Source organism: Streptomyces sp. NPDC054872 (genome assembly GCF_053610705.1).
On sequence record NZ_JBSGYY010000011.1, the window covers coordinates 144,398 to 170,622 of the forward strand.

Consider the following 26,225-nt stretch of genomic DNA (forward strand, 5'->3'; position numbering starts at 1 on the left):
GCGGATCACCGCTTCAGCCACTTCACCTCGTACCCCTTCATCCCGAACCGCTTGCCGTCGACCTTCGCGTCGATCGGGCGGTCCAGGGTGTTCACGACGAGGACGGTCTCCTTGTCGGCGAGGACACGTACGTTCGGTACGTCGTCGTCGGCGACCGAGACCTTCTCGTACCGCGTACCGGGCGGGAACGCGTCGCTGAACCGGGAGAGCATCGTCAGCATCGGCAACTCCGTTCCCCCGTCGTCGAGTTCGGTGGAGCGCCACAGGCAGCCCGCGCAGCTCTCGCCCCTCTTCTGCGGGTTCCAGTAGAAACCGCTGCTCGCGCCGCCGCGGGCCATCGCCATCAGCCCCGAGGCCTGGACGGCGACGCGGTGCGGCTCGGACCAGTCGTCCCGGTTGTCCTCGCTGTCGCCCGGCTCTACGTAGTACTCGGCCCACCACAGGGGCAGGTCACCGGTGCGCTCCCGCACCCACTTGCCGACCGCCGTGAGCTTGTCGGTGGCCTTGAACTCGTCGGGGAGCATCTCGTCGTCCACGGTGTAGCTGGAGCCGTCCACGACGACGAAGTCCGCGCCCGTCTTGTTCTTGTTCCAGTGGTCGAAGGCGTCAAGGACACGCTGGTCCATGCGTCCCCAGGGGCCCTCGACCGTCTTCGACGCGCCCTCGGTCTGGCGCGGGTCGACGCTGTCCATGACGAGGTAGGGACCGCCGACCATGATGTCCTCGTTGACCTTCTTGAGCTCCTTGTAGACCAGGTTGTAGAGCTCGGTGTAGCCCTCGTAGTCCCAGCGGGCCTCCTCGTTGTTCCAGAAGCCCTTGAATTCGTTCCAGACGATGAAGTGCCGGACGTCCGGATAGCGTTTGGCGACGGTCGCCGCGAGCTTCGCGAAGTCCTTGTAGTGGGCACGCTCCGGGGCGGTCTCCAGGGACTGCTGGCTCCAGTCGGTGTTGTCCGCGCCGGGCTTGCCGCCCTTCATCCAGTCCGGGGCACAGCACAGGGTGACGACCGGCGTGCCGTCGGTGGCGCGGATGAAGTCCATCCGGCTATCCATCGCCGAGAAGTCGTAACGGCCCTTGACGGGCTCGGGGTTGCCCGCGCCCCAGCCCATGATGTGCTGGATCTGCGGCAGCGGGCGCGGCTGGTCCGCGAGCAGTTCCTCGGCACGCTCCGTGGCCGCGGCGCCGCCCTCGTCCGCGCTGTACTGGGTGTGGGTGAAGCCCCAGCCGACGGCCGGATCCGCGTCACCGGGCGGGACGGCGGGGGTGCCGTGCACCTTGTCGCCGTCGCGGGTGGTGCCCTCGGTGCCCGTGTCGTCATCGGGGAGCGTGGTGATGACGGTCAGGATCAGGGCCAGTGCGGCCACAGCTACGCCGAGCAGCGCGGTGAGCCGCCACCGCTGTGCCCCCGAATTCCACCCATGACGTCCCATCAGGGGCAATCGTAACCGGGTCGGTTGGCGGTAGCACAGGTTCCGTCGCCATGGGTTCGGGGCATTCCGGTGGCGCCTTCAAGCCTTCCCGTACCCGAGGGAGTACGCCGGAGTGCGGTGTCGTAGCGGTGGAGTACGTAAACCAGGATGCACAAGGGCACGTGCGTGCCGGATCATGGCGGCATGTCTGCGAACCCTCAGGACACTCTGCCGATCCGGCTCAACGTAGACGACAGCGACTCCCCGTCGGATGTCGTGGACGCCCTCTTCCTCGGCCGCTTCGCCACCGGTGAGCAGCCCTTCTCGCACAGCTCCAACATCGACCGCGTCAAGTCCGGCTGCACGCTGCTCCCGCCGGGTGCGACGGTGCTGCGCGCGGCCCGCGACGACGACCGCAGCGCGACGCTGGCCGAGGGCGACGGCTGGACGCTCCTGGTCTCGCGCTGGAACCGCGGCGCGGACGTCACGGTGACGGCGACGAGCGCCGACCTCGCGCAGAAGGTCCTGAAGCAGGCGACGGACGGCGCGCAGGACGAGCCGGAGCCGCAGCCGGACAACGTGACCATGGGGTTCTGGTACGTCTCGCCCAGGCGCGGCCCGCACCGCACCACGCGGCAGATCGCCGCGGGTACCTGGGAGGAGGTGCGGGAGAACTACACCGCGCCGGTCGCCGAGGCCATGGACTCCCTGATGAAGACGGTGCCCGAGGACATCGCGGGCCGCCTCCTGCTGCTGCACGGCCCGCCGGGCACGGGCAAGACGTCGGCGCTGCGGACCCTCGCGCGGTCCTGGCGGGACTGGTGCCAGGTGGACTGCGTACTGGACCCGGAGCGGCTGTTCAACGACGTCGGCTATCTGATGGACATCGCGATCGGCGAGGACGACGGCACGTCCAAGGGCCGCTGGCGGCTGCTGCTCCTGGAGGACTGCGACGAGCTGATCCGCGGGGAGGCGAAGCACACGGCCGGGCAGGCGCTCTCGCGGTTGCTGAACCTCACGGACGGGCTGCTCGGGCAGGGCCGCAACGTCCTGGTGGGCGTCACGACCAACGAGGACCTGGAGCGGCTCCACCCGGCGGTGGTCCGCCCCGGCCGGTGCCTCGCCCGGATCGAGGTGGGCGGCCTGACCCGCGCCGAGTCGATCGAGTGGCTCGGCACGGACGAGGGGGTCTCCCGCGAGGGCGCGACGCTGGCGGAGCTGTACGCGTTGCGTCGCGGGACCTCCCCCACGTCGGTCCCGGATCCCCGGGAGGGGGCGGACGGAGGGCTCTACCTGTAGCCCGGCGGGCGGCTCACAAGCCGCCGCTCGGCAGCGCCCCTCCCCCGCCTGCCCGCCCATTCCGCCCATTCCGCCCGCGGCGCAAGCTCACCCCGACTCCCCGTATGCGGCCCGCAGCGCGTCACGCGCGGCGGCCAACGCCCCCGCCTCGGAGAGGCCAAGCCGCCGAGCCCGCTCGGCGAAGGCCTGGGCCGCGGCCGAAGCCTCCCGCGCCGCCGCGTCCCCGGCGGCGGCCACGAACGTCCCGTGGCGCCCCCGCGTCTCGATCACCCCGTCCGCCTCGAGCGCCCGATACGCCTTGGCCACGGTGTTGGCGGCGAGCCCGAGGTCCTGGGCGAGGCCCCGCACGGTCGGCAACTTGTACCCCACCGGCAGGGTCCCGCCCCGCGCCTGCTCGGCGATCTGGGCCCGCACCTGTTCGTAGGAGGGCACGCCACCGGTGGCGCCGCCGTCGATCTCGATCTTCAAAGTCACGCGGCGATTGTCCCGCACCCCCGGAAAATAAGAGGCACCCCGACGCGCCCCGCGCGTAGCGTGCGGCCCCATGACCGTCCTAGTCCGCGCCCTGCGCGCCGGTGACACGTCGGACGCCGAGGCGTTCGCCGTCGTGCGCCGAGCCTGCGTACCCGCCATGCTCGCCACTGCCGGTTCCGTCCGGTTCGACCTGGCCCACGCCCATCCCGCCGCGCGGTACCGCCAGTTGGTCGCCGAGACCGACGGCGAGATCATCGGCACGGCGCAGGTGGGCGTCGCCCACGACAGCCCTGAGCCGGGCCAGGGCTTCGCCAACGTCTACGTACTCCCGGAGCGGCGCGAGCTGGGCGCGGGTTCGCTGATCCTGCGGACGGCGGAGGAGCACCTGGCGGCGGAAGGCGCCACCACGGTCTTCTCCTGGGTCCTGGACGAGCCCGCGAACCGCGCCTTCGCGGCCGCGCGCGGCTACCGCGCGAGCCGCTCGGCCCACTTCCTCCGCCTCGACCTGGCAGGCGGCACCCTGCCGCCCCGCCAAGAGCTGCCCGCCGGGGTGGAGTTGTGTACGGGAGCGGCGTTCGGGGACGACCCGCGCGCCCTCTTCGACCTGGACGCGGAGACGGTGGCGGACGAACCGGGCGATGTGGCCGCGGAGTTCACGGACTACGGGCACTGGCTCGCCGAGACCTGGAACCACCCCCTGGTGAACCGCGAGCTGACCTCGGTGGCGGTGGTGGACGGCACGCCGGCCGCGTTCACCCTGGCCCGCACGGACGACGCGTCGCGCTACGCGAGCGGCATGACCGGCACCGGACGGGCGTTCCGCGGGCGCGGTCTTGCCAAGCTCGCCAAGAACGACTCCCTGCACCGGGCGCGGGCCGCCGGATACACGGAGGCGTTCACGGGAAACGACGCCGGCAACGAGCCGATGCTGGCGATCAACAAGTGGTTCGGCTACGAGATCTGCGCCACGGAGGTACGCCATGTCCGAGACCTCGGCTGAGACGCCGCCCGACACGGTGGACGTCGTCCTGATGAAGGCCGGCCGGCTGAAGATCCGCTACCCGGCGGAGGTCGTCGCGGACGACGGCACCGTGGTGACGGTCCGCGCGCCGTGGGCGGCCGACGGGGTACGGGACTTCGGCTTCGTACGCTTCGAGCCGGGCGACGTCTTCACGGAGCACTACTGGCGTGACCGCTGGTACGCCGTGAAGGAGGTCCGCACGTCCACGGGCGTCCTGAAGGGCTGGTACTGCGACGTGACACGCCCCGCGGTACGGAACGGCACCACGCTCACGGTGGAAGACCTGGACCTCGACCTGTGGTGCTCGGCGGACGGCACAACAATCCTCCGCCTGGACGAGGACGAGTTCGCCGAGAGCGGCCTCGCCGAGCGCGACCCCGCCGCCGCGACGGCGGCTCTGTCCGCCCTCGACGCGTTGGAGCTCCTGGCGCGCGGGGCAGGCTCCCTCTCCCCCGCCCCGCCCCTCCCCGGCCCTGGCTCGCATCAGCCCCCGGCCACCAGCTCCACCTCGAACCCCGCCCCGTCCTCCAAGTAGCCCGCGCAGTGCTCCTCCCCTCCCGCGAACGGATGCCGCTCCGGGAAGAGCAGGGACCACCCGTGCTCCGGAGCCTGCGCCACGAGTCGGTCCAGCTCCATCCTGCTCGTCACGTGGAACGCCAGGTGGTTCAGGCCGGGCAGCAGCCGGTCATGTGCCGCGTCCCGCATGTCCGGCGACTGCTCGAGCACCACGTACGTCGCACCACGCCGCCAGCTGCCGCCGCCCTCCCACCGCTGCTCACGGACATGCCCCAACTCGCCCAGGAGCCAGCCCCACGACGCCTCCGCGGCAGCGAAGTCCGGTACCCAGAGCTCCACATGGTGCGCGCCCCGCGCGGGTGCGAGGGCGACCGCCCGCTCGGGCCCGCCCGCCTCGTACCGCACGGCGTCCCCCTCCTCCTGCCAGTGCAGAGCGAACCGCTCCCCCGCCCGCCACGCCTCAAGTGCCGCCCTGCAGTACGCCACCATGTCGTCCGGCAGCGCGTCCGCCCTGTGCCAGCTCAGCTCGTCGCACTTGTCCGGCTCCGCGTTGAAGGGCTCGCCGCCCGCGCCGTACATCGCTTCGAAGAACCAGCCGATGCGGGGGTTCCCGCCCGGTCCCCGGTGCTGGAGGACCAGTTCGGCGCTCACGTCATCGGCGGCGAGGTCGAGGCCGATCTCCTCCCTCGCCTCGCGGATCACGGCCGTGCGGACGTCCTCGCCGGGTTCGACGTGGCCGGAGGGGAGGTTGAACAAGCCGTCGCCATAACCGGTGTCGGCGCGGCGGGCGAGGAGCACCTCGTCGCCGCGGCGGACGATGAGGTGGACGTCCACCACCTCTGTGTGGCGGCGGGGTGCGGGCGCCGTGGGGAGGACCGCCACCAGTGCGTAGCGCTCGTCCGCCACCTTTTTCCCCCACAGCCGCTCGTCTCCCGACAAGCGCTCGGAGTGCAGACGGAAGGCGAGCGGCGTCAGGGCGGCGATCAGGCGGCTCGCGGGGATGCCGGACGGACTCGTCGTGCCCCATACGCCCTCGACGAGGACCAGACGGCCGCCCGGCCGCAGCAGCCCGCACCAGTGCCGCAGCGCCTCCTCCGCATCCGGCAGCGCCCACAGCACATGCCGGGCGAGAACCACGTCGAAACGGCGCCCCTCCACCGGAGGCGCGGCCGCGTCGCCGACCAGCACCTCCGCCGCGTGCCCCGAGAGCTTCTCGCGGGCCCGTTCCACCATGGCCGGCGAGAGATCGACCGCCGTGACGCGATGCCCTCCCTCAGCGGCCAGCAAGGACAGGCTTCCGGTGCCGCAGCCCAGGTCGAGTACGTCGCCCGGGACATCCGGCAACCAGTCCCGCAGGCGCTCCGCCCACACGTCCCGCACCACCGCGTCCCGCAGCCCGTGGTCCGGCTCCTCGTCGAAAGTGGCGGCCTCGGCATCCCAGTCGATCGTCATCCGGCGATGGTGACACTCACCACTGACAATCCGACTTCGATGAGAAACCCTCCCGGCAGAGGTCTACAGACGTCCCACCTTGGACATCGGTAGTACAGGGAGGCAGCCATGCGCCGTGTGACCGTGCACAAGACCGTCGGTAAGCCCACCAATCGACAGATCCGGGAGAAGTCCGAGGAGCGGGAGCGTCCTCACGAGCGCCCCGAGGTCCGCAAGGACATCCAGCGGACCTGGTGGCCGGACGGGTGAGTCCCGGGGGCGAGGAGCGAGCTAGATCCTCTTCCGGTAGTGGTAGCGGTCGTACGGCCCGTCCACCCTGCGCTCCACCATCTCGTAGCCGTATCGAGGGTAGATCTTCTGGTTCTCCCACATCAGCGCGTTCGTGTAGAGCCGGACCTCCGGCAGTCCCAGTGACCGCGCCCGCTCGTCCACGAAGGCGAGCAGGCGGCGGCCCACCCCTTGGCCTGCCGCCTCGGGGTGGACCGCGATGCTGTCCAGGAACAGATGGTCCTCGTGCGGGACGAGGACCAGGACACCCACCACCGGGTCCCCGGTGACATACACCCGCCCCGCCGCCACGTCCGCCGCGTGATCCGCCTCCATGGGGACGGGCACGACACCGATGCGCTCGATGTAGGGGTGGTACGCCGCGTCCGTCACCGCCTTCACGGCGGGGACGTCGGCGGCGGTGGCAAGGCGGATACGGATGTCGTCGGTCGTTTCCGGAGGCGTGTCCTGGGTCATGCCTTTACGTCTACGTCAGTCCTCCTGCCCCGCACCAGCAGTTTCTTCAGGAGCGGCCAGAGCACGATCAGCGCGATGATCACGTACACCGTGATCGAGAAGGGCGTGTCGATCAGGCCGCTGACGCTGCCGTCACTGATCTGCAGGGCGCGGCGCAGCTGCTGCTCGGCGTTCGGGCCGAGGATGACGCCGATGACCGCGGGCAGGACGGGCAGTCCGTAGCGCCGCATGCCGAAGCCGATCAGGCCGATGATCAGCAGGATCACCAGGTCGAGGGCCTCGCCGCCGACCGCGTACGCACCCACCGCGGCGAAGAAGAGGATGCCCGCGTAGAGGTAGGGCCTCGGGATGCGGAGCAACTTCGCCCAGACGGGGGCCAGCGGCAGGTTCAGCGCCAGGAGCAGGACCATGCCCACGAAGAGGGACGCGATCAGACCCCAGACCAGGTCGGGCTCGCGTTCGAAGAGGAGCGGGCCCGGCTGGATCCCATACTGCTGGAAGGCGGCCAGCATCACGGCGGCCACCGCCGTCGTGGGCAGACCGAGCGTCAGCATGGAGACCAGGGTGCCCGCGGCCGATGCGGAGGACGCCGACTCGGGTCCCGCCACTCCCTCGATCGCGCCCTTGCCCCACTCGTCCTTGTGCTTGGACAGGCGCTTCTCGGTGACGTACGAGAGGAAGGTCGGGATCTCCGCGCCGCCCGCGGGAATCGCACCGAACGGGAAGCCGATGAGCGGGCCGCGCAGCCAGGACTTCCAGGTGCGCTTCACGTCGGACCTGCCCAGCCAGGGGCGGCCGACCGGGATCGCCTCGCCGCTGGTGCGCCGCAGATGGGCGGCGACCCACAGGGCCTCGCCGATCGCGAAGAGACCGACCGCGACGATCACCACGTCGATGCCGTCGGCGAGTTGGAGCGAGCCGAAGGTCAGGCGCTGCTGCCCGGTCATCTGGTCGAGGCCGACAAGGCCGAGGGTGAGGCCGATGAGGAGGGACGCCAGACCTCGCACGCGGGACGAGCCCAGCACGGACGTCACCGCGATGAACGCGAGGACCATGATGGCGAAGTAGTCGGGCGCCCCGATGTCGACCGCGAGCTCCGCGACCTTCGGCGCGAGGGCCACCAGGAGGATCGTGCCGATGATGCCGCCCGCGAAGTGCCCGATGGCGGCGGCCGCGAGCGCTTGTGCGCCCCGGCCTGCCTTGGCCATCGGGTTGCCTTCCATGGCGGCCACCACCGCCGCGCTCTCACCCGGTGTGTTGAGCAGGATCGAGGTCGTCGAGCCGCCGAACATCGCTCCGTAGTAGATGCCAGCGAACATGATGAACGCGCCGGTCGGCTCCAGGCCGTACGTCACGGGCAGCAGCAGTGCCACGGCCATCGCGGGGCCGATGCCGGGCAGGACGCCGATCGCGGTGCCCAGGAGCACGCCGATGGCCGCCCAGAGCAGGTTCATGGGGGTGAGGGCCGTGCCGAAGCCGTCCATCAGGGAGTTGAAGGCGTCCATGTCACAGCACTCCCATCAGTGGTCCGCCGGGCAGCGGCACCCCGAGCAGGTTGTTGAAGACGACGTACGTGAGGAGGGAGAGCCCTGCCGCGATGAGCGGGTCGCGGTCCAGGTGGCGGCTGCCGAGCGCGTACGCGGCACCCCAGAAGAGCAGGGCGCCCGCGACGGGGAAGCCGAGCGGTTCGATGAGGACGGCGGCGCCGAGGAAGACACCGGCGAGGAGCAGCACGGTGCGCCAGTCGGCGGGTTCGGACAGGTCGATGTCCTCGCCGCCCTCGGCCTCGCCGCGGCCGCCGCGCAGGACGTCGATCGCCAGGATGACCGCGACGACGAGAAGGCCGATGCCGACGGCTATCGGGACGGTCTTGGGGCCGATCGGTCCGCGCTGGGCGATCTCGACGTCCATCGTGAGCGCGTCACTGAGAACGAGCACGCCGAGGGCCAGGAGCATGACGCACACGCCGAGTTCGGAATGCTCGCGCAGCCAGGTGCGGCGGCCGCTCCCGCTCTCCTCGGGCGGGGGCAGCGGGGTCGGCGGGGTGTCGGTCGTCGTCACAGTCCCAGCTCCTTCAGCACGGACACCACGCTCTTGTCCTGGGCGGCCAGGAAGTCGCCGAACTTGTCGCCGGTGAGGAAGGCGTCGTCCCAGCCGTTGGTCTTGAGGGACTTGCGCCACTGCGGGGAGTCGTGGAGCTTCCTGACCAGGCCGGTGAGTTTCTTGCGTTCGGCGTCGGAGAGGCCGGGCGGGGCGACGATGCCGCGCCAGTTGGTGAAGTTCACGTCGTAGCCGGACTCCTTGAGGGTGGGGCCCTTCAGGCCGTCGACCCGCTCGGGTCCGGTGACCGCGAGGAGGCGCAGCTCGCCCGACTTGATCTGGTCCAGGTATTCGCCGACGCCGGAGACGCCGAAGGCGACCTTCTTGCCGAGGATCGAGGCGAGGAGTTCGCCGCCGCCGTCGAAGGGGACGTAGTTGACCTTCTTCGGGTCGATCCCCGCGGCGCGCGCCATCAGCATCGGGGCGAGGTGGTCGGGGCCGCCGGGGGACGAGCCGCCGCCGACAGGAAGCTTGCCCGGGTTCTTCTTCCAGGCCGCGACAAGCTGCTTGATGTCCTTGTACGGGGAGTCCTTGGCGACCACGACGACGTCCGGCTCCTCGGTGAGGCGGGCGATCGGGGTGGTGTCGGCGAGGGTCTTGGCCGAGTCGTTGGAGCGGGCCGCGCCCACGACTCCGAGGCCCATGGACATCGCGAGCTTGCCGTTGCCGTGCTCGCCGACGAGGCGGCTGAGGCCTACGGTGCCGCCGGCGCCGGGCAGGTTGAACACCTCGATGTTGTGGGTGAGTCCGGCGTCCTCGGCGTTCTTCGCCGCGGTGCGGGCGGTGATGTCGTAGCCGCCGCCCGGGGTGTTGGGGACCATGAGGCGCAGGCCGGGGATCTGCGTGCCGGTCTCGGCGTCGCTGCCCGTGGAGAGCAGCGGCGGCCCTGCGAGCACGAGCAGCGCGGCCCCGAGCAGGGCAAGGGGTGTGCGCAGACGCACGTGTGCCACCACCTGTCGGTACGTAGTCGGGTACCTGGTCGGTACGGGGGAATTGACGCGGCCGGGCTCCCCGTGGGGGAGGGAACCCGGCCGCCGTCCGCGGGGACGGGGATTCCTGTGAGGTGGCCCACATGTTGCCTGCGCGTTAAGAAGCTGTCTCTCTTCCGGAATCAACGGACGTTGTGGTCGTTGTGGTCGCGCCCATAGCCTGCGGCGATGACAAGGGTGCTGGTCGTGGACGACGACTTCATGGTCGCCAAACTGCACAGCCGTTATGTGTCCGCGGTGGACGGATTCTCGGTGGTGGGAGTGGCGCACAGCGGCGCGGAGGCGCTGGCTGCGGTGGAGCGGCTGCGCCCCGATCTCGTGCTCCTCGACGTCTATCTGCCCGACATGGACGGCATCGCGGTGCTACGGGAGTTGCGGGCGGTCGAGGAACGCGACCGGGACCGGCAGCCGCTGGACGCGCTGTTCATCACGGCCGCGCGGGACGCGGAGATCGTGCGCGCGGCGCTGCGGGCCGGGGCACTGCACTACCTGATCAAACCGTTCAACCAGGCGGCGCTGCGCGAGCAGTTGCTGCACGTGGCGGCGGTGCGGGCGCGCCTCGACGGTCTCGACGAGGCACGCCAGGAGGACGTCGACCAGATCTTCGGCACCCGCCCGCCCGGCTCCCGCGAACTCCCCAAGGGCCTGGCGGCGCACACCGCGGACCTGGTGGAGCAGACGCTGCGGGGCCACCCCGGGGGCCTCTCCGCCTCTGAGTGCGCGCAGGAGGGCACGCTCTCCCGGGTCAGCGCGCGCCGCTACCTGGAGTTCTTCGCGGACACGGGTCGCGTGGAGGTGACGCTGCGGTACGGGGGGACGGGGCGGCCGGAGCGGCGGTATCGATGGATCCGCTAGCAGCCGGTCCTGCGGGCTCCCACCGGGGCAATTCGGGCACGACCTGAGCGGAGCCTGAGGGCTCCCTTAACCGCACCATAAGGATCGCCATCACCCCCTCCCAGCAGGCGAATCCGGGGATTTCAGCGGCTAGTTTTCTCGTCGCCGGGGCGGTTACGAACCGTCGGCGCCGCACGTGATCGGGGGGCGGCACCGGCCGTTCGCAACCGTCTCGTGTCCCCACCCCCCTTGAACCGCCGCTGAGGAGAACCACTCATGACCGCACGCCGAAGCAAGGTCGCCGCGATCGCCACCGTCGGCATCGCCCCGCTCGCCCTGACCGCCCTGGCGGCCGCTCCGGCCGCCGCGCACGGTTCGATGACGGACCCGGTGAGCCGTGTCTCCGCGTGCTTCCAGGAGGGCCCCGAGGCTCCGAAGTCGGCCGCCTGCAAGGCCGCCGTGGCCGCGAGTGGCGCGCAGGCCTTCTACGACTGGAACGGCGTGAACATCGCCAACGCCGCCGGCAAGTCGAAGGAGATCATCCCCGACGGCAAGCTGTGCAGCGCGGGCAACGACAAGTACAAGGGCCTCGACCTGCCGCGCGCCGACTGGCCGTCCAGCAAGATGTCCGGCGGCAACCACACCTTCCACTACAAGGGCACCGCCCCGCACAAGGGTTCCTTCGAGCTGTACATCACGAAGGACTCGTACGACCCGACCAAGCCCCTGAAGTGGTCGGACCTGGAGGAGAAGCCGTTCGTCGACGTCGCGGACCCGAAGATGGAGAACGGCGACTACGTCTTCGACGGCAAGGTCCCGGCCAAGTCGGGCCGCCACCTGATCTACTCGGTCTGGCAGCGCTCGGACTCCCCCGAGGCCTTCTACACCTGCTCCGACGTCGTCTTCGGCAAGGACAGCGGCGGCGGCGAGGCGGCGGCTCCGGCCCCGACCGCCTCCGCGCCCTCCGAGCAGGACATCGCCGCGGGCGCGGACAAGTCCACCGTCGAGCACCACGGCCACGGTGACAGCGACGCCAAGACCGGCGCCGAGTCCTCCGCGGCGGCCCCGGCCGCAGGAGACGACACCCCGGCGGGTGACGACGCCCCCGCCAACCAGCCCGAGGTGAACGGCGGTGACGCGAAGCCCGTCGCCGCCGACGAGAACCTCGCCGAGACCGGCGGCGACAGCACCACCCCGTACATCGCGATCGGCGGCGCCGCCGCCCTCGCCATCGGCGCCGCGGCCATGTTCGGCACGGCCCGCCGTCGCACGGCGCGCCACGGCCGCTGACTCCGGCCGGCACGTGTGAGGGCCGCCGTCCTCCCGTACGCCACGGGAAGACGGCGGCCCGCTGTCGTCGGCGGGGTGGTTCAGGAGAAGCAGGTGCTCGGTGTCGCGTGCGCCGGGTCGAGCGCGTTCGCGACCTCGTGGTGCGCCACGCGGTCGAGGATCCCGATCGCCACGTGCTCGGACACGTCGACGGGGCACAGGTCCTGGACCAGGACATTGCGTACGCCGGGGCCGTTCAGGAACTGCGAGCGGTACGGGGTGACGACCTCGTCGTATTTGGTGGCGATGACGGTGTAGCGCACGCCCGGGACGGTGTCGCCGCCTTCGTTGAGCTTGGTCAGGAACGGCGATCCGGCCACCTGGTCGGCGAGGCTCGGGGTCTTGGTGGTGAGCAGATCCTCGATGCCGGGGAAGTAGGGCAGCAGCCTGGTCAGGCCGAGCAGGGTGGTGCCGTGGTTGTCGGGCGCGAGGCCGATCAGGGCGTTGACCTTCTGCGCGCCGCCGAGGAACTTCAGGTAGTGGCGGGGCATCATGCCGCCCTGCGAGTGGCCGACGAGGTCCGCCTCGGGCGCGCCCGTCGAGGCGAGCACCTTGTCGACGAAGCCGTCGAGCTGCTCGGCCGACTTGTCGATCGGCCCGAGTCCGTTGAAGAACGGCACGCCGGGCAGTTGGCCGTAGTCGAGGGAGTAGACGCAGTAGCCGCGCTTCACCAAGTAGGGCGCGAGGACGAGCCAGTTGTCGATGGAGTTGCCGAAGGTGCCGTGGACGAGGACCACGGGGCGGGGGTGGGCGGCGGACGGCTCGCAGTCGTAGTCGTTCCAGCCGCGCGAGGAGGCGGCGGGGGCGGCGGAGGCCGTGGTGGCGGCGGGGGTGAAGGTGAGCACGCCCGTCACGAGAAGCGTCATGAGGAGGGCGGCGGTGAACGCTCTGAGCGCTCGTCTCCAGGGCAGCATCGTGTGATCTCCTTGCGGCTCAAGGGAGGTGCGATGAGTGAGCCCTGTGATCCGGATCACGAGGATGCCGTGCACACGACAAATTACGGGCGAGTAGTAAAAGTGTGAAGTTGCGCGTCGGCAAAACTTCCAGCAGGCACTGGCAGGGTCGCCCGGGAACGGCCGCCGCCCTGGGCCCCGCGGGCCTACCGCGGCGGAGAGACCAGCCCCACCTCGTACGCGATGATGACCAGTTGGACCCGGTCGCGGGAGTCCAGCTTGGCGAACAGCCGTGCCACGTGCGCCTTCACCGTGGCCACGGTGATGAAGAGTTCGGCCGCGATCTCCGCGTTCGACAGACCACGGCCGACCAGCGTCAGCACCTCGCACTCCCGGTCGGTGATGCCGTCGACCGTCCGCCGCGCCCGCTGCTCCAAAACGGGCCGCGCGGCGAACTCCGCGATCAGGCGCCGGGTCACGCTCGGCGCGATCAGGCAGTCTCCGGTGGCCACCACCTGGATCGCCGCGAGGATGTCCTCGAGTGCCATGTCCTTGACCAGGAACCCGCTCGCGCCCGCGCGCAGCGCTCCGTACACGTACGCGTCGTCGTCGAAGGTGGTGAGGACGAGGACGCGTGTCGAGTCCATCTCCGCCGTGATCCGGCGCGTCGCCTCGATGCCGTCCATGCCGGGCATGCGGATGTCCATCACGACCACGTCGGGGCGTGCGTCGCGCGCCAGTCGGACCGCGTCGGCGCCCGTGCCCGCTTCCCCCACGACCACGACGCCGGGGGTGTCGGCCATCAGGACGCGCAAGCCCGCGCGGACGAGAGGCTGATCGTCGGCGAGGACGACCCTGACGGCGGGGGCGGTCATCGGGCCTCCATCGACGGCAGCGGCAGCAGCGCCGTCACCCGGAAGCCGCCCTCGGGGCGCGGCCCCGCGGTGAACCGGCCGTGCAGCAGGGCCACTCGCTCACGCATGCCGACGAGGCCGAAGCCGGTGCCGGCGGGCAGGCCACCGCGCCCGTCGTCCTCGACCTCCAGGGAGAGTTCGGCCTCCCGCCGCTCGACGGTCACCCGGCAGTCGTCCGTCCCCGCGTGCCGTACGACATTGGTGAGGGACTCCTGAAGGATGCGGAACGCGGCCAGGTCGATGTCGGCGGGCAACGGCCCGCGCTCCCCCCGCCGGCGGATCTCCACGCGGACCCCGGCGTCGCGTGCCGCCGCGGCGAGGCGGTCGACGTCGGCGAGCCCGGGGGCGGGTTCGCGGGGCGGCGCGGACGCGTCACCGGCAGCGGCCCCGTCGGCGGCTCCCGGACCCGGCTCGGGCCTGCGCAGCGCGACCAGCGTCCTGCGCAGGCCCGCGAGGGTCTCCCTGCTGGTGGCCTCGATGGTGCTGAGCGCGTTGCGGGCCTCCGCGGGCTGGGTGTCGATGACCCGGCTGCCGACCCCCGCCTGGATGGCGATGACCCCGATGCTGTGCGCGATCATGTCGTGCAACTCCCGTGCGATGCGCAGCCGTTCGGCGGTGACGGCGCGGGCGGTGGCCTGGGCGCGCAGCGCGTCGGCGTGCGAACGGCGCTCGCGGGCCGAACTGCCCGCCATCCAGGCGGCGATGAGGGCGACGGCGACGAATGCCACGGTCTCGGCGTTGTTGGTCGCCCAGCCCGAGGACTGGCAGCCGTTCGCCCGATACGGGGCGGGGGGCCGGCAGTCGCCGTCGGGCGGGAAGGCGAAGAGGGTGGCGGCCTGGGTCGTGAAGGCCATGAGGGCCGCGGTGACGGAGACGCGGCGCGAACGCGTGGCGGCGAGATAGCCGACGGCGCAGACCCCGGCCAGCGTCTGGAGGTAGCTGACCTCGGTCTTGCGCATCTCCATGGTGGCCGCCATCGCGCCCAGGAGCAGGAAGGCCAGCGCGGGCAGTGGCCTGCGCCTGAGGAGCGAGGCGACCAGGGCCGTCAGCGCGATCGACGCGAGGACCATCAGGACGTCGAAGCCCTGCTGTCCATGGTCGAAGGTCACGTAGGTGACGGACGGATAGACGACGGCTCCGCTCCAGGCCAGGCCCGTGCGCAACGGCGGCCACAGGCGCCGGTGCGAGCGCCTGCTGCGTCCCTCCTCGGCCACGGGCTGACCTGCGTCGATGTCCATGCGCCGATCGTATGTGCCCTTCGCGCACAGGGGTATTGGCCTGCGGTCCTACGCCCGTGGGCTACCGGGTCACCAGGGGCGCGGTGGCTACGCCGCCAGTGTCCCCGGCACGATCGCGCCCGGGCCGAACTTCGCCCGCGCCCGGTCGGCCACCGCCTCGATCTTGCGGGCTCTTTCGTCCACCGGGTCGAACATCAGCTGGTGGGCGGCGTGTTCGGCGGGGGCGAGCCCTTCGGCGCGCAGCGAGATGCCGCGCACCCGGGCCCGCTGGAGGCCGAGCGCCTCGTACATGCGGTACGCGGATCCGGTCAGCGCGGAGGAGTGCGCGGTCGGCTCGGGCAGCGCTCGCGTGCGGCTCGTCGTGGAGCGGTCCGCGTACCGCACGGTGAGGGTCAGGGAGCGGCAGACCTGGTCCTCGTCGCGCATCCGCGCGCCGAGTTCCTCGGTGAGCGAGAGCAGCGCCCTGCGATGGCGCGTGGGGTCCAACTCGTCGCGGGGGAAGGGGCGTTCGGAGGCGAGCGAGCGGGCAGCGGCGTTCGGCACGACGTGCGCGCGGTCGACGCCGTTCGCCTTCTCGCGCAGTTCGCGGCCCGCGCGGGCGCCGACGAGGCGCTGCAGCGTGGACAGTGGCGCGGCGGCCACCTTGCCGACGGAGTCGAGCCCGTACGAGCAGAGGGTGCGGGCGGTGGCGCGGCCGACCCCGGGCAGTTCGGCGACCGGCTTCGGCCCGAGGAACTCCGCGACGGCGTCCGGCCCCGGGCCCACGACCCGGGTCACGCCCGGCGCGGCTGCCCGCACGGCCATCCGCGCCAGCATCGGCCCCGGCCCCGCGCCGATCACGCAGTCCACCCCGTACAGGGCGAGCGCGCGCACCCGGATGACCGAGGCGAGCTCGACTGCGTCCCGCCCGAAGTAACGCATCGCTCCCCGTACGTCGACGAGCGCGGCGTCGGGCGGCAGGGCCTCGACGACAGGGCTGAACTCGTCGAGCAGCGCGAGCAGCCGGGGCAGGGCGGCCTCATACATGGGCGGCAGCAAGAACCGTACACAAAGAGTGCTCATCCCGCGCTCCCCGGACTCTGGTGCCACAACTTCCGTCCGGTGGCCGCGCGTTCGCCGGGCGGCCGGAGGTCGGCCCAGGGGTGCATCTCGTACCCCGTGGACATCCGGATGCGGCGGCCGTCGTCCGCCGGGGTCCGTCGACCGTCGCCCGCCGGAGCCCCGTCGGGCTCCCCCTCGGGTCCCGGCTCGGCGAGGCGCGCCCCCACCGCTTCGAGCCCGCCCTCCTGGCGCAGCTCCACCAGTTCGGCCAGGTTCCACGCGGCGGCGCCGACCACGCTGAGGCTGCGCGGCCCGCGCCGCTGGACCACTCCGCGGACCAGGAGCAGCCAGGAGTGGAAGACGGTGTGCGCGCACCGTTCGTGGGCGTCGTCGAAGAAGGCCAGGTCGACCAGGCCCGTGCCGTCGTCCAGGGTGGTGAAGATGACCCGTTTCCCGGAGCGGATCGGCGGGGTCTGGGTGGCCGCCTTGGCGCCCGCGACCAGGACGGTCGCCCCGTGTTCGGCCTCCCGCAGGCGGCGGGCCGTCAGCACGCCGAGCTCCCGGAGGAACTCGGCGTGGTCGCCCATGAGGTGGCGCGACGAGTCCATGCCGAGGACGCCGAGCTCGGCGCTGAGCCGTTCCGCGTCGTCCAGGTCGGGCAGCCCGGCGGGTGCCGTCTTGCGCCCTCCGGACAAGGGGAGTTGGGCCCCGGACAAGCCCCGCAAGCCCCGCGAGCCCCGCGAGCCCCGCCGGAGTTCCGTCAGGTGCAGTTGCAGATCGCGGCGGTTGGCGCCGAACGCGTCGAGCGCGCCGACCTGTGCGAGCCGCTGCGCGAGCGGCGCGCCGGGCCTGGCCCGCTCCCAGAAGTCCAGGAGCGAGGCGTAGGGCTGCCCGGCCGCGATCCGCTCGGCCTCGGCCTCGCCGATGCCGTGGACGTCGCGGAGTGCGAGGCGCAGGCCCCAGCGGTCCGGAGCCGAGCCGGAACCAGACACCAGTTCGATACGGTGAGCGACCGCGGACCGGTTCACGTCCAGCGGAAGGATCGGCACCCCTCGCCGCCGCGCGTCCGCGAGCAGCAGCCGCTTGGGGTACATCCCGGGGTCGTGCGTGAGCAACCCGGCGTAGAAAGCGGCCGGGTGATGGGCCTTCAGCCACGCCGACTGGTACGTCGGCACGGCGAAGGCCACCGCGTGCGCCTTGCAGAATCCGTACGAACCGAAGGCCTCGATGATCTCCCAGGTGCGGGTGATCGTCTCGGCGTCGTAGCCCCTCGCCGCCGCCTGCTGCGCGAACCAGAACCGGATCCGTCCCTGCGACTCGGGATCGGAGAGCCCGCGCCGCACCCGGTCCGCCTCGTCGCGTCCGCAGCCGGTCATGATGTCCACGATCTGGATGATCTGCTCGTGGAAGACGACGACGCCGTACGTCTCCTTGAGCGGTTCCGCCAGGTCCGGGTGCGGAAAGCGGACGGGCGCGCGGCCGTGCCGGGCCTCGATGAAGGGCCGCACCATGTCGGCGGCGACCGGTCCGGGACGGAAGAGCGAGATGTCGACGACCAGGTCGTGGAAGGTGGCGGGCTGCAGCCGCCCGACCAGGTCCCGCTGGCCCGGCGACTCGATCTGGAAGCAGCCCAACGTCTCGGTGGACTTGATGAGTTGATACGTCGCCGGGTCATCCGGCGCCGCCGCGTCCACGTCCACCCGCTCACCCGTGGCCCGCTCGACCTCCCCCACCGCGTGCGCGATCGCCGACTGCATCCGCACGCCGAGCACGTCGAGCTTGAGCAGCCCGAGGTCCTCCACGTCGTCCTTGTCGAACTGGGACATGGGCAGGCCCTCGCCGCTGGTGGGCATGACAGGCGTACGCGCGAGCAGCGAGGCGTCGGAGAGCAGCACTCCGCACGGGTGCATGGCGACCCCGCGCGGCAGCGCGTCCAGGGCCTCGACGAGTTCCCACAGGCGGCCGTGGCGCTCCTTCTCCCCCGCCACCGCCCGCAGTTCGGGCAGTTCCTCCATCGCCGAGCGGGCGTCCCGCGCGCGGATGTGCGGGAAGGATTTGGCGATCCTGTCGATCTCGGCCGGGTCCATGGAGAGGGCGGCGCCCACGTCGCGGATGGCGTGGCGGACCCGGTAGGTCTCGGGCATGGCGACGGTCGCGACCCGTTCGGTGCCGAAGCGGTCGATGATCGCGCGGTACACCTCGATGCGGCGGGCCGACTCCACGTCGATGTCGACGTCCGGCAGGACGGCCCGGCGCGTGGAGAGGAACCGCTCCATGAGCAGACCGTGCTCGACGGGGTCGGCGTGCGCGATGCCGATGAGGTGGTTGACCAGGGACCCGGCGCCGGAGCCGCGCGCCGCGACGCGGATGCCCACGTCACGCACGTCGTCCACCACTTGGGCCACGGTGAGGAAGTAGGAGGCGAAGCCGTGGTACGCGATGATGTCCAGCTCGTGGTGCATCCGCTCCCAGTAGCCGCGGGCCCGGGGGCCACGGTCGTATCCCCGCAGCACCATGCCCGCCGCCGCCCGCGAGGCGAGCACGCGCTGCGCGCTGCGGCGCCCCGCGCCCACCAGGTGCGGCTCGGGGAAGCGGACGGAGCCGATGCCGATGTCCTCCTCGGGGTCGACGAGACACTCGGCGGCGGCCGAGCGGGTCTGGTCGATGAGCCGGCGGGCGGTGTCGCGGCGGAAACCGGCCGCCTCCACGATCCGCTCGGCGTTGCCCAGCATGGCGTCGGCGCCCTTCAACCACCGCTCCCCGCTGTCGAGTTCCTTGGTCGGGTCGACGGGTACCAGGCGGCGCGCCGCGTCGAGGACATCGGCGACCGGGCCCATGCCCGGATCGGCGTAGCGGACGGCGTTGCTCAGGACGGGGCGGACACCCTGCTCGGCGGCGAAGCCGACGGTACGGGCGGCGAGCCGGAGCGAACCGGGTCCGGTGCCTTCGCGGCCGTGCCACACGGACTCGAGACGCAGCGCGTCCCCGTAGCGCTCGCGCCAGGGTGCGATGAGGCGGGCGGCCCGGTCGGGGCGCCCTGCGGCGAGCGCGCGCCCCACGTCGGACGCGGGGCCGAGCAGCACGGTCATGCCGTCGCCGTGGTTCTCCTCCCACGGAAGCACGGGCCGGCCCTCGCCGCTCCGGTGCGCGGCGGTGATCAGGCGGCACAGGGCGGCCCAGCCCGTGGCGCCGTCGCGGGCGAGGAAGGTCACGCGGGGCATCGACTCGTCGATGAAGGCGCCTCCGCGCACCGGTGTCCGCCGCCGCGCACCGTGCGGCGGCGCCGGCTCCCCCACCGCGAGCTCGGCCCCGAACAACGGCCGCACCCCCGCCTTCGCACAGGCCTTGGCGAACCGGACGGCCCCCGCGAGGGTGTCCCGGTCGGTGAGCGCGAGGGCGTCCATGCCCCGCTCGGCGGCGCGCTCGGCGAGCCGCTCCGGGTGCGAGGCCCCGTACCGCGGGGAGAACCCGGAGACGGTGTGCAGATGCGTGAACCCGGGCACACGCACCTCCTGAAACCCTGAATCGATCCGTTCTCACATCCCCCACCTCCACCATAGACCAAGTTTCGAACGTACGTACGACACCCGAGTCGAACGGCACTCCGTTTCGCCCATTCGGCCCCGCCCACCTGCGGGAACGACCAGGGGCACGGAGCGTGGGGGCATGAGTTTCACCGATGAGTTGAAGAGCGCCGTCACCCCGCGAGCAGCCCTGCTGGTCATCGGTGTACTGGCCCTGCAGCTGCTGTTCATCGCCTCCTACGTAGGGGCCCTGCACGACCCGAAGCCGAAGGACGTGCCCTTCGGAGTCGTCGCTCCGGGACCCGCGGCCCAGGAGACCTCGGACAAGCTCGGGAAACTCCCCGGCGACCCGCTCGACCCGCGCGTGGTCGAGGACGAGGCCGCCGCCCGGCACCAGATCATGAACCGCGACATCGACGGCGCCCTGATCGTGGACCCCCGGGGCACCACCGACACCCTCCTGGTCGGCTCGGGCGGCGGCACCGTCCTCGCCACCGCCCTGGAGAAGATCGCCACAGAGGTCGACGGGGCCGAGAAGCGGACGGTCAAGACCGTGGACGTGGCCCCGGCGTCCAGCAAGGACTTCGACGGCCTCTCGTCCTTCTACCTGGTCGTCGGCTGGTGCGTCGGCGGCTACCTGTGCGCCTCGATCCTGGCGATCAGCGCGGGCGCCCGGGCCACCAACCGGCAGCGCGCCCTGATCAGGACCGGCGTCATGGCGCTCTACTCGATCGCGGGCGGTCTGGGCGGCGCGCTCATCATCGGGCCGATCCTGGGCGCCCTGCCCGGCAGCATCATGGGCCTGTGGGGCCTCGGCTCGCTCGTCGTCTTCTCGGTCGGCATGATCACGCTCGCCCTGCAGTCGCTCACCGGCATCGTGGGCATCGGCCTCGCCGTCCTGCTCGTGGTGATCGCGGGCAACCCGAGCGCGGGCGGAGCCTTCCCGCTGCCGATGCTGCCGCCGTTCTGGAAGGAGATCGGCCCCTGGCTGCCGCCGGGCGCCGGCACCTGGGTGGCCCGCTCCATCGCGTACTTCAAGGGCAACGCGATCACCGGACCGATGCTGGTGCTCGCCGCCTGGGCGGTCCTCGGCACCGTCATCACCCTGGTCATGTCCGCGCTGCGCGGCGACCGCCAGCCGGGGCAGAGGCCCGCGATGGAGGAGGGCTCCGGCGCCCATCGCGGGTGAGCCCGAGCGGCGGCCCGGGGCCGTTGTCAGACCCGGGTGCGAGGCTGGAGCGATGATCACCACCCTGGCGGTCGAGAACTACCGCTCCCTGCGCAAACTGATCGTCCCCCTGAACCGGCTGAACGTCGTGACGGGGGCGAACGGCACCGGCAAGTCGAGCCTGTACCGCGCACTGCGGCTGCTCGCCGACTCCGCGCAAGGCGGCGCGGTCTCGGCCCTGGCCCGCGAGGGCGGACTCCCCTCGGCGCTGTGGGCGGGCCCCTCGAAGGCGGAGGCCACCAGCCTCCGTCTCGGCTTCGCGGGCGACGAGTTCGGGTACGCGGTCGACTTCGGACACCCCATCCCCACCTCGGGCTCCGGCGCGGCCCCCTCCCTGTTCAACCTGGACCCGGAGATCAAGCGCGAGTGCACCTGGGCCGGCCCCGTTCTGCGCCCCGCCGCGCTGCTCTGCGACCGCGCGGGCCCCGCCGTGCGCACCCGCACCGCCGACGGCGGCTGGCACCGCACCCAGGGCATTAGGCCGTACGACAGCATGCTCGGCGAGCTTGCCGACCCGCAGCTCGCCCCCGACCTGCTCAGGCTTCGCGAACTGATCCGCTCCTGGCGGTTCTACGACCACGTGCGCACCGACGCCGAAGCGCCGGCCCGCGCTGCCCGCATCGGCACCCGCACGCCTGTCCTCGGCCATGACGGCGCCGACCTGGCCGCCGCGCTCCAGACCATCCGCGAGATCGGCGACCCGGCGGCCCTCGACGCCGCGGTGGACGACGCCTTCCCGGGCAGCCGGGTGCGGATCGTCGACAGCGGACGCTTCGAACTCCAGCTGCACCAGCGCGGGCTGAACCGCCCCCTGGGAGCGGCCGAGCTGTCCGACGGCACGCTGCGCTATCTGCTGTGGACCGCCGCCCTCCTCACACCCCGGCCGCCCTCGCTCCTCGTCCTGAACGAGCCGGAGACGAGCCTGCACCCCGACCTCCTGCGCCCCCTCGCGGACCTGATCCTGACCGCGACGAAGGACACGCAGATCGTCCTGGTGACCCATGCCCGCCCCCTCGCCGAAGCCGTGGCCAAGGGGGCGGTGCGCCACCGGATGGACGTCAACTCCATAGAACTGGTGAAGGAGTCGGGCCAGACGGAGGTCGCAGGCCGGGAAAGCATGCTCGACGAGCCACTCTGGTACTGGCCCAAACGATGAGGCGCCCCGCAAGGGGCGCCTCAAACCAGATCAGGCCCCCGCCCCGTTGCCGTAGTACGCCTGCCGCATCAGCCCCTCCATCTCGGAAAGCATCGGCATCCGCGGGTTGGCAGGCGCGCACTGATCGGCGTACGCGTTCATGGCCTGCTCGGGCAGTGCCTCGATGAAGGCCGCCTCGTCCACACCCTCCTCGGCGAAGGAGGCAGGAAGGCCGCACTTGGCGCGCAGCTCCTCGACGGCGCGGGCGTAGGACTCGACCCCCTGCTCCGGGGAAGCCGCCGGCAGGCCCAGCATCCGGGCGATCTCCTGGAACCGCTCAGGGGCACGGTAGACCTCGGCCTTCGGCCACGGCGTCGCCTTGCCGGAGACCGTGCCGTTGTGCCGGATGACGTGCGGCAGGAGCAGCGCGTTGGTGCGGCCGTGCGAGACGTGGAAGGTGTTGCCGAGGGTGTGGGCCATGGCGTGCACCAGGCCGAGGAAGGCGTTGGCGAAGGCCATGCCCGCCACGGTGGAGGCGTTGTGCATCTTCTCGCGGGCCTCGGGGTCGGCGGCCCCGTTCACGACGCACCGCTCCAGGTTCTCGAAGATGAGCCTGATGGCCTGGAGGCAGAGCCCGTCGGTGTAGTCGTTCGCGTACACCGAGACGTACGCCTCGGTGGCGTGGGTCAGTGCGTCAAAACCGGAGTCGGCGGTGACCGTCGCGGGCAGCTTCATCGGCAGGACCGGGTCGACGATCGCGACGTTCGGGGTGAGCGCGTAGTCGGCGAGCGGGTACTTCTGCGCGGCCTTCGGGTCGGAGATGACGGCGAAAGGGGTGACTTCGGAGCCTGTGCCCGAGGTGGTGGGGATGGCCACCAGCTGCGCCTTCTCGCCGAGTCCGGGGAACGTGAAGGCCCGCTTGCGGATGTCGAAGAACTTCTCCTTGGTGTCCGCGAACTCGATCTCCGGGTGCTCGTACATCAGCCACATGATCTTGGCCGCGTCCATCGGCGAGCCGCCGCCGAGCCCGATGATCGTGTCCGGCTCGAAGTCCCGCATGCGCGCGGCCCCGGCCCGCACGGTCGCGAGCTCCGGGTTCGGCTCGACGTCGTCGATGACCTGGACGGTGACGGCTCGGGGGCGCGCCTGGAGTATGTCGGTGACCCGGGCGACGAAGCCGAGCGCCGACATCGTCTTGTCGGTCACGATCGAGACCCGCTCGATGCCGTCCATCTCGCCCAGGTAGCGCAGGGAGTTGCGCTCGAAGTAGATCTTCGGCGGGACCTTGAACCACTGCATGTTGGTGTTGCGCCGTCCGATCCGCTTGACGTTGATCAGGTTGACCGCGGAGACGTTGTTCGACACCGAGTTGTGCCCGTAGGAGCCGCAGCCCAGGGTGAGCGAGGGCAGGAAGGCGTTGTAGACGTCGCCGATGCCGCCGAAGGTCGAGGGAGCGTTGACGATGACGCGGATCGCCTTGACGCGCCTGCCGAACTCCTCGGCGAGTTCCTCGTCCTCGGTGTGGATGGCGGCGCTGTGGCCCAGGCCGTTGAACTCGACCATCCGCGCGGCCAGTTCGAGGCCCTGCTCGGTGGATTCGGCCTTCAGGGCGGCCAGGATCGGGGAGAGCTTCTCACGGGTGAGCGGCTCTCCTTCGCCGACCTCCGCGCACTCGGCGACGATGACGGAGGTGGACTCGGGGACCTCGAATCCGGCCTGCTCGGCGATCCACCGCGGGGACCTGCCGACGACGGCCGCGTTCAGCTTCGCGCCCGAGCAGTCGGCGCCGAAGGCCGTCGTCCCGAAGACGAACTCCTCCAGCTTGGTCTTCTCGGCCGCCGTGACCACGTACGCGCCGAGCCGCTCGAACTCCGCGAGCCCCTCGTCGTAGATCTCCTTGTCGAGGATCACGGCCTGCTCCGATGCGCAGATCATGCCGTGGTCGAAGGACTTGGAGAGCACGATGTCGTGCACGGCGCGGCGCAGTTTGCCGCTGCGGGCGACATACGCGGGTACGTTGCCCGCGCCGACGCCGAGCGCGGGCTTTCCGCAGGAGTAGGCGGACCTGACCATGGCGTTGCCGCCGGTGGCGAGGATGGTGGAGACACCCTCGTGGTTCATGAGCAGTCCCGTCGCCTCCATCGAGGGCTCCTCGATCCACTGCACGCAGTCCGCGGGGGCGCCGGCCTCGATCGCGGCGTCGCGCACGACGCGGGCGGCCTCGGCGGAGCAGCGCTGGGCGCTGGGGTGGAAGGCGAAGATGATCGGGTTGCGGGTCTTCAGGGCGATGAGCGCCTTGAAGAGGGTCGTCGACGTCGGGTTGGTCACCGGGGTCATGGCGCAGACGACGCCGACCGGTTCGGCGATCTCGGTGATGCCGTTCAGCTCGTCGCGGGAGATGACGCCCGCGGTCCTCAGGCCGCGCATCGAGTTGACGACGTGCTCGCAGGCGAAGAGGTTCTTGACGGCCTTGTCCTCGAAGAGCCCGCGGCCGGTCTCCTCCGCGGCCAGCCTCGCCAGGTCCCCGTGCCGGTCCAGTGCGGCGAGGGAGGCCTTCTTGACGATGTGGTCGACCTGCTCCTGGTCGTACGACGCGAACCGGTTGAGCGCGGTGAGCGCTCCCGTGACCAGTCCGTCCACCCTCTCCTTGGCCTCCATGGCGGGGCTCCTTCGGTGAGACTTTTCGCTTATGCCTCAATTGCACACCTGCGCACCCCGCTCCAGGCACCGAAAAGGGCCTCTTAGGGCGGGCCGAAGGTCCATTTGTGAAAGTTTTCACAAATGGATGGAGAAGAGGCCGGTCCGCGCGCGGCGGACCGGCCTCCTCCTGCTGTCACCCCCCGTCGGGGGCGCTACTGCCTCAGCCGATCTCCGCACCGAAGGCGCTCAGCGCCTCAGGCACCGGCTGGAAGAACGTCTCCCCGCCGGCGCTGCAGTCGCCGCTGCCTCCGGAGGTGAGGCCCAGCGCGGTGTCACCCGCGAAGAGCGCGCCGCCGCTGTCACCGGGCTCGGCGCAGACATCGGTCTGGATGAGTCCGTTGACGACGTCGCCGTTTCCGTAGTTCACGGTGGCGTCGAGACCGGTGACCGTGCCGTCGTGCAGCTGCGTGGTCGAGCCACTGCGCTGCACCTTCTGGCCGACGGTCGCGTCGCCCGCCTTGGTGATGGCCTGCGTCGAGCCGTTGTAGAGGTTCACCTCGCTCGGGTGCGCGGTGTCGCCGCTGTACTTGACGATGCCGTAGTCGTTGTCGGGGAAGCTGGAGCCCGCGTTCTCACCGATGGCCGGGCCGCCCTGCTCCTCGGACCAGCTGGTCACCGCCTCGGTGCAGTGGCCCGCGGTCAGGAAGTGCGGAGCGCCGTCCTTGACCACGTTGAAACCGAGCGAGCAGCGGCTGCCGCCACCCCAGATGGCGTCGCCACCTGCGATGAAGGGCTTGAACTCCCCCTTGCTGTGCTGGAGTTCGACCTTGGAGCCGAGCCCCTTCACGACAGAGCCGAGCTTGTCGAGGTCGGCGCCCTTGACCGTGCGGTCCGCCGTGACGACGACCTTGTTGGTGGCCGGGTCGACCGCCCACGAGGTGCCGGGGATGGACGCCTTGTCGCTCAGCGTCGTACGGGCGCTCTTCAGCTCGGCCAGGGAGTTCTCGACGACTCTCGCCTTGGCTCCCGCCGACTCGACGGCGTCGGCCGCGCTCTTGTCGAGGACGTTCACGACGAGGTTCTTGGCCTTGGCGTCGTAGTACGAGCCTGCCGCGTCCAGGCCGAGGTCCTTGCCGAGGGTCGAGGCGAGCTTTCCGGCCTTCGCGACCGAGAGGGTGTCCGGCGTGGGGGTCGGGGCACTCTCACTCGCGTTCGCAGTCTGGAAGGTGATTCCGGCGGCGATCAGTGCGGTGATGCCCGCACCTGCCACGGCGGCACGTCGCTTGGATATGCGTCGGTGCTTCAACTCACGTCCTCCTGTGGGGGGTCGGCCCGTTCGGTGTGGGGACCTGGGGACCGGAAGGCGTACCGGCACGGAGTCGCACACGCTGCGAAAGCCGCGTCCATGCCAAAGGGTGCGGCCCACTATCCCGATACCGTCAGGT

The 26,225-nt window shown here is 71.3% G+C and carries 22 protein-coding genes; 8 read left to right on the forward strand and 14 right to left on the reverse strand.

Annotated elements, in window-relative coordinates; translation table 11 throughout:
• Nucleotides 1–5: 5 nt before the first annotated feature.
• Nucleotides 6–1,430: a GH39 family glycosyl hydrolase gene (locus ACWGIH_RS15935; RefSeq protein WP_453445137.1), complete on the reverse strand. Its 1,425-nt coding sequence runs from the start codon at nucleotides 1,428–1,430 to the stop codon at nucleotides 6–8.
• Nucleotides 1,431–1,613: 183 nt separating this feature from the next.
• Here ACWGIH_RS15935 and ACWGIH_RS15940 point away from each other — a divergent pair, with 183 nt between their 5' ends.
• On the forward strand, nucleotides 1,614–2,708 hold the full coding sequence (locus ACWGIH_RS15940; RefSeq protein ID WP_453445139.1) for a DUF5925 domain-containing protein: 1,095 nt from the start codon (nucleotides 1,614–1,616) through the stop codon (nucleotides 2,706–2,708).
• A gap of 87 nt (nucleotides 2,709–2,795) precedes the next feature.
• Here ACWGIH_RS15940 and ACWGIH_RS15945 read toward each other — a convergent pair whose 3' ends face one another.
• Entirely contained in the window at nucleotides 2,796–3,182 is a 387-nt protein-coding gene (locus ACWGIH_RS15945) for a GntR family transcriptional regulator (RefSeq protein WP_453445140.1), read from the reverse strand.
• Between the two features lie 70 nt (nucleotides 3,183–3,252).
• Between ACWGIH_RS15945 and ACWGIH_RS15950 the strand changes: the two genes are divergently transcribed.
• Entirely contained in the window at nucleotides 3,253–4,182 is a 930-nt protein-coding gene (locus ACWGIH_RS15950) for an N-acetyltransferase family protein (RefSeq protein ID WP_453445142.1), read from the forward strand.
• Nucleotides 4,163–4,738 carry a DUF402 domain-containing protein gene (locus tag ACWGIH_RS15955; protein WP_453445144.1) on the forward strand — a complete coding sequence of 192 codons (576 nt, stop codon included), beginning with the start codon at nucleotides 4,163–4,165 and terminating at the stop codon, nucleotides 4,736–4,738. The genes ACWGIH_RS15950 and ACWGIH_RS15955 overlap by 20 nt, the downstream gene beginning before the upstream one ends.
• On the opposite strand, the gene ACWGIH_RS15960 is transcribed toward ACWGIH_RS15955, so the two are convergent.
• Nucleotides 4,687–6,171: a methyltransferase domain-containing protein gene (locus ACWGIH_RS15960; RefSeq protein WP_453445146.1), complete on the reverse strand. Its 1,485-nt coding sequence runs from the start codon at nucleotides 6,169–6,171 to the stop codon at nucleotides 4,687–4,689. The two genes, ACWGIH_RS15955 and ACWGIH_RS15960, sit on opposite strands and share 52 nt — an antisense overlap.
• Before the next feature lie 108 nt (nucleotides 6,172–6,279).
• Here ACWGIH_RS15960 and ACWGIH_RS15965 point away from each other — a divergent pair, with 108 nt between their 5' ends.
• Entirely contained in the window at nucleotides 6,280–6,420 is a 141-nt protein-coding gene (locus ACWGIH_RS15965) for a hypothetical protein (protein WP_453445147.1), read from the forward strand.
• Nucleotides 6,421–6,441: 21 nt separating this feature from the next.
• Here the strand turns inward: ACWGIH_RS15965 and ACWGIH_RS15970 are convergent, their stop codons facing one another.
• The 4 genes from ACWGIH_RS15970 to ACWGIH_RS15985 are packed head-to-tail and all read right to left on the reverse strand — an operon-like array spanning nucleotide 6,442 to nucleotide 9,956.
• Nucleotides 6,442–6,915 carry a GNAT family N-acetyltransferase gene (locus ACWGIH_RS15970; protein ID WP_453445149.1) on the reverse strand — a complete coding sequence of 158 codons (474 nt, stop codon included), beginning with the start codon at nucleotides 6,913–6,915 and terminating at the stop codon, nucleotides 6,442–6,444.
• On the reverse strand, nucleotides 6,912–8,420 hold the full coding sequence (locus tag ACWGIH_RS15975) for a tripartite tricarboxylate transporter permease (RefSeq protein WP_453445150.1): 1,509 nt from the start codon (nucleotides 8,418–8,420) through the stop codon (nucleotides 6,912–6,914). The genes ACWGIH_RS15970 and ACWGIH_RS15975 overlap by 4 nt, the downstream gene beginning before the upstream one ends.
• A gap of 1 nt (nucleotide 8,421) precedes the next feature.
• Nucleotides 8,422–8,976 (reverse strand): tripartite tricarboxylate transporter TctB family protein, encoded by a 555-nt coding sequence (locus ACWGIH_RS15980; RefSeq protein ID WP_453445151.1) that lies wholly within the window; start codon nucleotides 8,974–8,976, stop codon nucleotides 8,422–8,424.
• Entirely contained in the window at nucleotides 8,973–9,956 is a 984-nt protein-coding gene (locus ACWGIH_RS15985) for a Bug family tripartite tricarboxylate transporter substrate binding protein (RefSeq protein ID WP_453445225.1), read from the reverse strand. The genes ACWGIH_RS15980 and ACWGIH_RS15985 overlap by 4 nt, the downstream gene beginning before the upstream one ends.
• A gap of 216 nt (nucleotides 9,957–10,172) precedes the next feature.
• Between ACWGIH_RS15985 and ACWGIH_RS15990 the strand changes: the two genes are divergently transcribed.
• Nucleotides 10,173–10,859 carry a response regulator gene (locus ACWGIH_RS15990; protein WP_453445153.1) on the forward strand — a complete coding sequence of 229 codons (687 nt, stop codon included), beginning with the start codon at nucleotides 10,173–10,175 and terminating at the stop codon, nucleotides 10,857–10,859.
• 255 nt (nucleotides 10,860–11,114) lie between these two features.
• Nucleotides 11,115–12,128 carry a lytic polysaccharide monooxygenase gene (locus ACWGIH_RS15995; RefSeq protein ID WP_453445154.1) on the forward strand — a complete coding sequence of 338 codons (1,014 nt, stop codon included), beginning with the start codon at nucleotides 11,115–11,117 and terminating at the stop codon, nucleotides 12,126–12,128.
• 80 nt (nucleotides 12,129–12,208) lie between these two features.
• Here ACWGIH_RS15995 and ACWGIH_RS16000 read toward each other — a convergent pair whose 3' ends face one another.
• The 5 genes from ACWGIH_RS16000 to ACWGIH_RS16020 all read right to left on the reverse strand — a co-directional run bounded on the left by ACWGIH_RS16000 (nucleotide 12,209) and on the right by ACWGIH_RS16020 (nucleotide 19,756).
• Nucleotides 12,209–13,081: an esterase/lipase family protein gene (locus tag ACWGIH_RS16000; protein ID WP_453445156.1), complete on the reverse strand. Its 873-nt coding sequence runs from the start codon at nucleotides 13,079–13,081 to the stop codon at nucleotides 12,209–12,211.
• Nucleotides 13,082–13,266: 185 nt separating this feature from the next.
• Complete coding sequence (locus tag ACWGIH_RS16005) at nucleotides 13,267–13,935, reverse strand: response regulator (RefSeq protein WP_453445158.1); 669 nt, start codon at nucleotides 13,933–13,935, stop codon at nucleotides 13,267–13,269.
• Nucleotides 13,932–15,212 carry a sensor histidine kinase gene (locus ACWGIH_RS16010; RefSeq protein WP_453445160.1) on the reverse strand — a complete coding sequence of 427 codons (1,281 nt, stop codon included), beginning with the start codon at nucleotides 15,210–15,212 and terminating at the stop codon, nucleotides 13,932–13,934. The genes ACWGIH_RS16005 and ACWGIH_RS16010 overlap by 4 nt, the downstream gene beginning before the upstream one ends.
• Before the next feature lie 87 nt (nucleotides 15,213–15,299).
• Nucleotides 15,300–16,274: a DNA polymerase Y family protein gene (locus ACWGIH_RS16015; RefSeq protein WP_453445162.1), complete on the reverse strand. Its 975-nt coding sequence runs from the start codon at nucleotides 16,272–16,274 to the stop codon at nucleotides 15,300–15,302.
• Complete coding sequence (locus ACWGIH_RS16020) at nucleotides 16,271–19,756, reverse strand: DNA polymerase III subunit alpha (protein ID WP_453445164.1); 3,486 nt, start codon at nucleotides 19,754–19,756, stop codon at nucleotides 16,271–16,273. Before ACWGIH_RS16020 ends, ACWGIH_RS16015 begins: the two co-directional genes overlap by 4 nt.
• Before the next feature lie 163 nt (nucleotides 19,757–19,919).
• Between ACWGIH_RS16020 and ACWGIH_RS16025 the strand changes: the two genes are divergently transcribed.
• Nucleotides 19,920–20,966 (forward strand): DUF3533 domain-containing protein, encoded by a 1,047-nt coding sequence (locus ACWGIH_RS16025; protein ID WP_453445166.1) that lies wholly within the window; start codon nucleotides 19,920–19,922, stop codon nucleotides 20,964–20,966.
• 52 nt (nucleotides 20,967–21,018) lie between these two features.
• Nucleotides 21,019–22,161 carry an AAA family ATPase gene (locus ACWGIH_RS16030; protein ID WP_453445167.1) on the forward strand — a complete coding sequence of 381 codons (1,143 nt, stop codon included), beginning with the start codon at nucleotides 21,019–21,021 and terminating at the stop codon, nucleotides 22,159–22,161.
• A gap of 30 nt (nucleotides 22,162–22,191) precedes the next feature.
• Here the strand turns inward: ACWGIH_RS16030 and adhE are convergent, their stop codons facing one another.
• Both adhE and ACWGIH_RS16040 read right to left on the reverse strand, forming a co-directional pair.
• Nucleotides 22,192–24,798: a bifunctional acetaldehyde-CoA/alcohol dehydrogenase gene (adhE, locus tag ACWGIH_RS16035; protein WP_453445169.1), complete on the reverse strand. Its 2,607-nt coding sequence runs from the start codon at nucleotides 24,796–24,798 to the stop codon at nucleotides 22,192–22,194.
• A gap of 202 nt (nucleotides 24,799–25,000) precedes the next feature.
• A complete protein-coding gene (locus ACWGIH_RS16040) occupies nucleotides 25,001–26,086 on the reverse strand; it encodes a S1 family peptidase (protein ID WP_453691654.1) in 1,086 nt (361 codons plus the stop codon).
• Between the last annotated feature and the right edge of the window lie 139 nt (nucleotides 26,087–26,225).